The organism is Halalkalibaculum sp. DA384 (genome assembly GCF_043951955.1).
Classification (GTDB): Bacteria; Bacteroidota; Rhodothermia; order Balneolales; family Balneolaceae; genus JAMQKA01.
The window spans coordinates 252,225-261,394 of the sequence record NZ_JBINJE010000003.1 but is presented as its reverse complement, the minus strand read 5'-3'; the positions used below and the strand labels follow the sequence as shown (position 1 = coordinate 261,394).

Sequence of the window (9,170 nt, the reverse complement as noted above, 5' to 3'; positions counted from 1 at the left end):
AAACGCCTGAGAGCGGGTTTTAATGGCCTTTAGAAGACTTGAGAAAAGAAGTGGGACCGGGCGGAATCGAACCGCCGACACCACGATTTTCAGTCGTGTGCTCTACCTACTGAGCTACAGTCCCTTTAAAGATCTCTTTCGGATCATCTCTTTAGTAAGAGTTGCCAAATATAAAATCTTTTCGCTTTTATAAAAAGGATGATTCCATTTTTTTAGTCTCCCTCAATATGCAGGTCTTTTAATTTTATCTGGAGTGTTCGTCGTCCATTCCAGTGGTTTTCCTCCAGCGAATAAGCGATGTGCAGCGCGCCGGGTTCGGTATTTCGCAGCATCGGCAGGTATTCATGCATGTTGAAGCCTATTACATCAAATTTGCCCGACCCGTTTTGGGAGACTTTCATCTTCAGGTGTCCGGATCCCACGATTGTGGGCACTCCCTCTACCTGTACACCTTTGCTCACAAAGACTGGCCTCATATTGCCGGGTCCAAACGGTTTAAACTGGCTTAGCAGTTTCCAGAATCGCATGTTAATTTCGCTGAGATCCAGCTCGCAATCGACCTCCAGCTCCGGCTCAAAGTCGTCTGAATTGAGATTGCCAGAGGCAATCTGGTTAATGCGGTTGCGAAATTCATCCAGGTTTTCACCTTTAATGGTCAGTCCGGCTGCGTACTCATGTCCCCCGTACTGCTCCAGCAGGTCCTCGCACTGTTTCAGGGCGTTGTAGATATTGAAGCCCTTGATGCTGCGGGCGGAGCCCTTGATCATTCCATCCACTGTACTCAGCATAATCGCTGGCCGGTAATAGGTGTCGACCAGGCGGGAGGCCACAATCCCGATCACGCCGAGATGCCAGTCCGGATCGTGCAATACCATGGATGAGGTCTTCTCCAGGTTGAAATCGCGGCTGACCATGTCAACCGCTTCTTCCATGGTCTGGCTGTCTTTGTTTCGGCGCTCAATATTAATTGATTCCAGCTCATGTGCCCGGGCTTTAGCTTCCGATTCGGTTTCCGAAATCATCAGTTTAACCGCCTTCGAAGCATCGCCCATGCGCCCGGCGGCGTTGATGCGCGGACCGATTGAGAAAACGATGCTGGAGGTGGATATGCTGCCGATATCAATATTAACGAGTTCAAGGAGCGCCTTGATACCCACTCGCGGATTGGTATTGAGCATGCGCAATCCTTCCCGCATCAGGATCCGGTTTTCATCGATAATCGGCACTATGTCGGATGCGATGGAGATCGCCACCAGGTCCAGAAACTTGTAGGCAATTCGTTCATTCAGGCCCAGCTTGGAAATTGTTCCCTGGACCAGCTTAAAGCCCACCCCCGCCCCGGAGAGTCCTTTAAAGGGATACTGGCAGTCAGGTCGTTTCGGATCCAGCACTCCAACGGCGCTGGGAATTTCAGAACCTACATTGTGGTGATCGCAAATGATAAGATCAATACCCTGTTCTGCCGCCATCCGGGCCTCTTCAACAGCGGTTATTCCGCAATCTACCGACACGATCAGCTTTGCCCCCCGCCGGCGGGCAAACTGGATGCCGTCGGGGCTGATTCCATATCCATCCTTGAACCGGTGAGGAATAAAATATTCCACATCGACCCCAAAATCTTTCAGGAAAATATACAGTATGGAAGTGGCTGTCGTGCCATCGACGTCATAGTCACCGTACACCAGGATCTTTTCTCCGGATCGTATGGCCGAAGCAAGCCGTGTACTGGCCTTGTGCATATCTTTCATCAAAAAAGGATCGTGGAGGAGATCCAGGTCAGCGCGAAAGAATTTTTTGGCTTTGTCAAAGGAATCTATTCCCCGGAGCGACAGCAGGTAAGCAATTTTTTCCGGTATACCCAGCTCTTCCTGCAACCTGGATATAGTCTCCCCATTCTCAGGCTTGTTGTAAACCCAGCGAAATGGCATAATTCACCTTGTTTTTTTTCTTTTGTCATAACAAACTACCGGTGGTCAAACCGGGTAGCTAGGGTTCTAAAAACAAGTTTTTTCACGAAAACAGTTTCATTACAAAATACAATTTAGCCACCAAAAATCATTAATTCTTTTGTCCGGTCAACCAGCTTGTGAATCTTTCGGCCGGCACGGCCGGGATGCCATTCGGTTAACCTGGAGCTACCCGAAATACACATTTTGGGTTACCTTGCAACGGTCCCGCTGTTTTTGGAAGGGAGACGAAACCGAGAGGTGTACGGCTCAAAAACGGATTTGAGCCGTAACGGATACAAGAGCTGATGTGTATTCGACCTGTATTCTGTATATTCCTCAAGTAGAAAATTGTTGGGAAGACTACCCGAAATTTACCTGCGAACATACCAATACTGGTCAAAACGAGGTTTTATAGAACCCTCTGCGAGATCGCAATTAAACCGTGGACCCAAACGTTTCAGAAATGGTTTCCGGGTGGCTCAAATGATTGGGCTGCCTTTTTTGTTAATTCAGCTTCACATTAAAACCAACCGTTTTCAATGCTTTCTAAAAAACAGTTTGAACATAAAGATCGACTTGTCAAAGGAATTTCAGACGATGGCCATTTCAAAATTTCGGTGGTCAAAACAACCGATGTGGTCAGGACGGCTAAAGAAAAGCACGGCCTTTCCCTGCTGAATACGGTGCTGTTGGGACGGGCCTTGACCGGGGTGATGCTGCTGGCCTCCGAGCTGAAGGGCGAAGAGCGGATACAGCTGCGCATCGACTGTGACGGTCCCGTCGGACAAATTGTCACCGAGGCGAACCGTGTGGGCGAAATCCGGGGATATGTACAAAACCCGGCGGTTGAGCTGGATTACTCCGACCGTGAAATCCAGCTAAGTGACGGCATCGGGAATGGAGTCCTGACGCTCAAGAAAATTCTTTACAATGAAGCGGAACCCAAAACAAGCACAATTGAGATCGTGAAAGGGAACATTACCGATGATCTCGCTTTCTACATGTTCCAGTCAGAGCAGGTTCCTTCTGCCATACTCCTGGATGTCGGTATGGATGAAAAAGGGGAGGTTTCCGAAGCCGGAGGAATACTCGTTCAGCGTCTCCCCGATGCCCCGGAGGGCAAAATCGATGAATTGCGTGAAAACCTGAAACAGTTCAGCTCCATCCACAAGCTGTTTTCAGAAGGATTGTATATCGACGATTTAATGGAAAGGGCACTGGCCCCCATGAAAGTTAGCGAGCTGGACCGCCAGCCGGTAGATTTTTTCTGCCGTTGCACGCGCGATCGGTTTGTCAACGCCCTTACAATGCTGGATTTTGAGGAACTCCGAGAGATTAGTGATGAAGGGCAGGAGCTGGTTTGTCACTTTTGCAATGAACACTACCAGGTTTCACAAGAAGAAATTGAAGAGATTGCGACGCAGGTCAAAGCCAGGATGAACTGATGCCGGCATAGATAAATTTTTATATTTTGCGTCGTAGAAACTGCAATCTTTCAACATTGAAATTTAACTTCTGTCAATGAGTGATCAGAAGCATGTAATAATTATCGGCGGCGGATTCGGTGGTATATCAGCGGCCAAAGAGCTCCGCAACTCGGGAATGAAGGTGACGATCATTGACAAAAACAATCACCACCTGTTTCAGCCTCTCCTCTACCAGGTGGCAACCGCTGCGCTCTCTCCGGGTGATATTGCGGTTCCCATCCGGGCGATGTTTGGCAAGTTCAGCAATATACAGGTGATACTTGGGGAGGTGACCAATATCAACAAGCGGGAGCACGCGCTGGAGCTGAAAGACGGCCGAACGTTTGAGTTTGACTCCCTGGTCGTAGCGCCGGGTGCCCAGTACAACTACTTCGGTAACGATCACTGGGCCGACAATGCTCCCGGTTTAAAGTCGATTTCAGACGCCCTGGAGGTTCGCGAGCGTATCCTGCTTTCGCTTGAGGAAGCTGAACAGATCGATGATCCCAAACTGCGCGAACCCTTTCTTACCTACGTAATAATCGGCGGTGGTCCTACCGGCGTTGAAATGGCGGGGGCCATAGCGGAAATCGCCAAGCGGAACATGATGCGCGATTACCAGAACTTCAGCAAGAATGAATCCCGAATTTTTCTGGTGGAAGCAGGACCGCAGATCCTTAACGGCTTTCCGAAATCACTGGCTGAAAAGGCGCGCCAATCGCTGGAGGATATGGGCGTCAGCGTACTGTTGAATACGCCCGTAACCGAGATAAGTGAAAACCAGGTAACATTTAAAGAGGGTTCAATTGAAACGCCCAACATCATATGGGCGGCCGGGGTGGCCGCTTCCCCGCTTATGAATTCGCTCGGGGAACCCCAGGACCGCACGGGCAGAGTCATGGTCAACAAAGATCTCTCCATATCTGATCATCCGGATATTTTTGTTATCGGCGATGCAGCCCACCTCGAGGAGAAAGAGGGGGAGCCACTTCCCGGCCTGGCCCCGGTGGCAATGCAGGAAGGGCGCTATGTCGGGAAACTAATTCGCCAGCAAACTCCTGTTGATGAGCGCGAACCGTTTCACTACGTAGACAAGGGTACGATGGCCACAATCGGTCGGGCCAAGGCGGTGGCTGATGTCAAGGGATGGAAAGTAAGTGGCTTTGTCGCCTGGATAATCTGGTCGGTCATCCATATTTTTTACCTGATCGGCTTCCGTAATCGCATCAAGGTGTTCGTGGAGTGGATGTGGTATTATTTCTCCTTTAAACGCGGGGTTCGCCTTATAACCAATCGATTCTCCAAATAACAGGTTTGCAATGCCCCTGATATAACTTCTTGAAAAGGGGCCTTCGCAATTTTGTTGGGAGGGGTTGTACCACCGACCTCATTGACCTTTTAACGGGAGTCCAACTCCCTCCAAACGAAGAATTTAGCCGCATTTCTCACCAAAAAACTTGTGAGAAATACAGGTTGGGATTTCGCAAAGCCTCGAAGAGTCATTTTTTCATTGCATATGATTTGGGCTCAATGGGATAGCCGTAATACTTCCCAACCTGCTGTGTAACTTCGGCCCCGTAGAAGAGGATCATAGCGGAGTAGTAGACCCACAGAAGCACAACCAGTACCGATCCCGCCACGCCATAAAGGCTGTAAAGACTGCTCTGGCTGAGTATAAACCCGATAACCAGCTTGCCCAGGGAAAACAGCACTGAGGTAAAAGCGGCGCCTGCCCACACCACCCGCCACCGTATGTTAACATCCGGCAGAAATTTATATATGCAGGCCAATATCAGGGCAATCAGCAGGAAGGAACTGAAAAAACCGGTAGCGGCAAAAAGGGGTAAATTGATCTGCGGAAAAACCACGCTTATATGATCCCTGAGAACGATAAGTACCGACTCGAACAGCACCGAAACCAGTTGGAGCAGAACCAGCAGAATAATCAACAAGAAGGAAAGAGCGCGCACTTTCAGCAGGTACAGCAGGTTATTTTCTGGTATCGGCTGCACCCTCCAGATCCGGTTTAGTGAATGCTGAATAACCGCGAAAAAGCTGCTGGAGGCAACAAGAAAAATGATGATGCCAACCAATGAAGGAAAAAATCCCTGTTTAAAAAGTTCGTAGTTGTCTACGGCCGACTGTATTGTTGTGGCAGCACGGGGTCCCCAGAGTTCTGATATCTGTCCATACAGGTCGGCGGTGGCCGCATAACTGCCGGAGAAGTACCCAAGCAGCGTGATTATGATAAGCAACAGGGGAGGAATGGCGAACAGGGTGGAAAATGCCAGGGCACCTGCCAGCGTGGTGGCGTCATCCTCGAAAAACCGTTTGGCAGCTTTCCATAACAAGGAGAATACAGGAGATATGCTCATCCACAGAATCTAGTCATCAAACGAGATATTATTTATGAGAGCTCAAGCATGCGATTGAGTGCCTGCAGGGCCGGTTTAGTCGTTTCAGGATCAACGGTGATCTGGTTGACCACTTCGCCCTGCTCCAGCTTTTCCAGCGACCACAGCAGGTGAGCCATGTCGATGCGGTTCATCGTCAGGCAGGGACACATAAACGGGTTTACCGACACGATGTCCTTGTCGGGATGTTCATTGGCGATCCGGTTGACCAGGTTCATTTCGGTACCGATCGCCCACTTGCTCCCCGCGGGGGCGTTTTCAATTGTGCTGATGATATAGCTGGTGGACCCGTTGTAGTCGGAGGCCTGTACGACATCGTAAGTACATTCGGGATGAACCAGGATATTAATTTCGGGATCTTTTTTACGGAGGTTTTCAATATGCTTGACATTGAACTTCTCATGTACCGAGCAGTGCCCTTTCCAGAGAATCACCCTGGCTTCCTGCAGGGGACCCTCGCATTCAAACTGTTCTTCCTGCGGATCCCAAACGGCCATCTGGTCAAGTGGAATACCGAGGTCGTAAGCTGTATTGCGCCCCAGGTGCTGGTCGGGCAAAAACAGGATGCGCTCTTTCTGCTTGAACGCCCACTTGATGATATCTTTGGCATTCGAGGATGTGGTAGTTGATCCCCCGTTGCGGCCTACAAAAGCCTTGATGGCAGCGGTTGAATTTACGTAGGTCAGCGGCAGAATGGTGTCACCAAAAGTCTCCTGCATGACATTCCACCCGCGCTCGGTCTGGTCGATATTGGCCATGTCGGCCATGGAGCAGCCGGCCCGCATATCGGGCAGGATTACCTTTTGGTGGTCGTCGGTCAGCATATCAGCCGTTTCCGCCATAAAATGGACGCCGCAGAAGATAATATATTCTGCTTCCTTGTTCTGGCCCGAGATTTGAGCCAGTTTAAGAGAGTCGCCCCGCGCATCCGAAAACTGGATCACTTCATCCTTCTGATAATGGTGGCCCGGCATGAAAAGCCGGTTTCCGAACTTCTGCTTGATTTCGCGGATGCGTTGCGCCATTTCAGGCTCTTTCATCTCGCGATAGCGTTCCGGCAGGCTTACCTGTTCATCTTGCTGTAAAAAATCTAGCGTTTCCATAGTGCTGATCTTGTTTGTATGGGCTGTATTGTCGTCATCCCGTACGTTGAAACAAATTCAATGATCTTATCTCTGTAAAAAGTCATTTTCTCACACAACTCTCTATGTCCGGGATATGCAATGTAAGATAACTAATCATTCAAATTAAAGCTGATATCCAGTGCGGTTACCGAATGGGTCAGTGACCCCATCGAAATATAATCGACGCCGGTGTCACGATAGTCTCCGATGGTATCGATGGTGATACCGCCCGAGATTTCCGTGATAATGTGATCCGGCACCAGTTCAACAAGCTGTTTCACTTCCGGGGGCGCCTGGTTGTCAAACATAATGATATCAGCGCCCGATTCAACACTCTCCAACACCTGATCCCGCGTTTCCGTTTCCACCTCGATTCGCACCATCAGCCCCAGTTCATTGCGCAACTGACTGACTGCCCTACTTATACCGCCGGCGGCCTTGATATGGTTGTCCTTGAGCATCACGCCGTCGTCCAGGCGATAGCGGTGATTGTACCCGCCGCCGCAGCGTACCGCATATTTTTGCAGCATCCGGAGGCCGGGCAGGGTCTTCCGTGTATCGCACACGCGGGTGTGGGAGCTGTGCAATGCCTCTACCGCCCGTTTGGTGCCCGTGGCGATACCGCTCATGTGCTGCAGCAGGTTCAGGATCACCCGTTCGCCACTCAGCAAGGGCGCTGTTGGGCCTTCCGCTTCCGCAATCTCCTCTCCCTGCTCTATGCGGTCGCCGTCCTGCTGGTACAGGTCTACTTCAATACGCTCATCCAGCAGGCGGTAGGTTTCCGTGATTATGTCAAGTCCGGCCAGTACTCCATCCGCTTTCGCCGTAAAAAATCCCGTTGAAATGTGATCCGGTGCAAAAAAGCTACTGGTCAAATCACCCATTCCCAGGTCCTCTTCCAGGGCTTCTGCTATGATATCCCGAAGTTTAAGCTTTTCCACAAATGGTAAGAAGTATTATCAGTAAGTCAGCGGACTTACCTGTTTCTTTCTGAGGTTAAATCCATATATTTAAGTTCTAATAATAAGCATTTTCAACGAGTTAACTAAGTCGGATGATTTATTTGGATTATGCCGCCACCACCCCGATGAGCGACCGTGCCATTGAGGTGTACCGGGAGGTAGCAAAAAAACATTTCGGCAATTCGAGCAGCCTGCACGATTTCGGCTCCACGGCCCAGCAGATTCTGGACCAGGCGCGGCAGACGATCGGGGATATGGTCAACGCCGAATCCCGCGGTATTTACTTTACGGGAGGAGGCAGCGATTCCAATGAGCTGGCGATTCAATCTCTTGTAAAGGGAAACACAGACGGGAGCGGACACCTGCTGACCACGCGGGGAGAGCACTCTTCCGTGCGCAACGTATTTGCGCTCCTGGAAGAACAGGGCTACGATGTGGAATATATACCGGTGGATCAAAAAGGACGGGTGAAGCTCTCTGCCCTGGAAAGTATGCTCCGCAAAGACACGATCCTGGTGTCAGTGCATCACGGCAACTCCGAGATCGGGACAATACAGGACCTGCGGTCGATCGGCAAGCTGCTGGATCAACGCGACATCCTGTTTCACAGCGACTGCGTGCAGACCTTTGGCAAGATCCCGGTGGATGTGAAAGCCTGCCATCTGGACAGTATCTCCATTTCTGCTCACAAGATATACGGCCCCAAAGGTGTGGGAGCCGCTTACGTCAGGCCTGCTTTGAGCTGGAAGCCGGTGATCCCGGGAACAACGCAGGAAAAAGGCTTTGCTTCGGGAACAGTGAACGTGCCGGGCGTTGGAGCTTTTATGGCTGCTGCCCGTGATATAGCCAGGCAGCGGGAAGATGAGCTGGAACGGGAACGAACCCTGCGCAACCAGTTCCTGGATCTGCTGATGGAAAGTGAATTCGATGTTACCCTGGAGGGCGACCCTGAAAACAGCCTTCCCAATATTATTGGGCTGCGTATTCACGGCATGGAGGGGCAGTACGCCATGATCGAGTGCAACCGCTACGGACTGGCAATTTCGACCGGCAGCGCCTGTTCGGTGGGCTCGGAAAAACCGGCGGCCAGCATGGTGGCCCTGGGGCGTGATGAGCAGGAGGCACGAGAGTTCATCCGTATTTCGTTAGGCAAGCAGACAACGGAAGAGGAGATCTCAGAAGCATTTAATATCCTGGAAAAGGTATTGACCAGGCATTTTAGTATGATTAAGCTTTAACGAATCTTAAACCAGAT

Annotated in this window: 7 protein-coding genes and 1 tRNA gene; 3 read left to right on the top strand and 5 right to left on the bottom strand. The window is 50.5% G+C overall.

All coding sequences use genetic code 11. The features are described from left to right. Nucleotides 1-51: 51 nt before the first annotated feature. Nucleotides 52-124: transfer RNA gene (locus tag ACG2E4_RS03540), tRNA-Phe, on the bottom strand. A gap of 88 nt (nt 125-212) precedes the next feature. Next, on the bottom strand, nt 213-1,928 hold the full coding sequence (recJ, locus tag ACG2E4_RS03535) for a single-stranded-DNA-specific exonuclease RecJ (protein WP_395275727.1): 1,716 nt from the start codon (nt 1,926-1,928) through the stop codon (nt 213-215). A 560-nt stretch (nt 1,929-2,488) separates the two neighbouring features. On the opposite strand from recJ, the gene hslO reads away from it, so the two are divergent. Both hslO and ACG2E4_RS03525 read left to right on the top strand, forming a co-directional pair. Continuing rightward, nucleotides 2,489-3,394: an Hsp33 family molecular chaperone HslO gene (gene hslO / locus ACG2E4_RS03530; protein WP_395275726.1), complete on the top strand. Its 906-nt coding sequence runs from the start codon at nt 2,489-2,491 to the stop codon at nt 3,392-3,394. Nucleotides 3,395-3,470: 76 nt separating this feature from the next. Then, entirely contained in the window at nt 3,471-4,724 is a 1,254-nt protein-coding gene (locus ACG2E4_RS03525; protein ID WP_395275725.1) for an NAD(P)/FAD-dependent oxidoreductase, read from the top strand. 190 nt (nt 4,725-4,914) lie between these two features. On the opposite strand, the gene ACG2E4_RS03520 is transcribed toward ACG2E4_RS03525, so the two are convergent. The 3 genes from ACG2E4_RS03520 to nadC all read right to left on the bottom strand — a co-directional run bounded on the left by ACG2E4_RS03520 (nt 4,915) and on the right by nadC (nt 7,894). Further along, nucleotides 4,915-5,790 (bottom strand): YihY/virulence factor BrkB family protein, encoded by an 876-nt coding sequence (locus ACG2E4_RS03520; RefSeq protein ID WP_395275724.1) that lies wholly within the window; start codon nt 5,788-5,790, stop codon nt 4,915-4,917. Between the two features lie 32 nt (nt 5,791-5,822). After that, nucleotides 5,823-6,932: a quinolinate synthase NadA gene (gene nadA / locus ACG2E4_RS03515; RefSeq protein WP_395275723.1), complete on the bottom strand. Its 1,110-nt coding sequence runs from the start codon at nt 6,930-6,932 to the stop codon at nt 5,823-5,825. A 131-nt stretch (nt 6,933-7,063) separates the two neighbouring features. Further along, the gene (nadC, locus tag ACG2E4_RS03510; protein ID WP_395275722.1) at nt 7,064-7,894 is read right to left on the bottom strand and encodes a carboxylating nicotinate-nucleotide diphosphorylase; all 831 of its coding nucleotides are present in this window, start codon (nt 7,892-7,894) and stop codon (nt 7,064-7,066) included. 113 nt (nt 7,895-8,007) lie between these two features. Here nadC and ACG2E4_RS03505 point away from each other — a divergent pair, with 113 nt between their 5' ends. Continuing rightward, entirely contained in the window at nt 8,008-9,153 is a 1,146-nt protein-coding gene (locus tag ACG2E4_RS03505) for an IscS subfamily cysteine desulfurase (RefSeq protein WP_395257438.1), read from the top strand. Nucleotides 9,154-9,170: the final 17 nt, after the last annotated feature.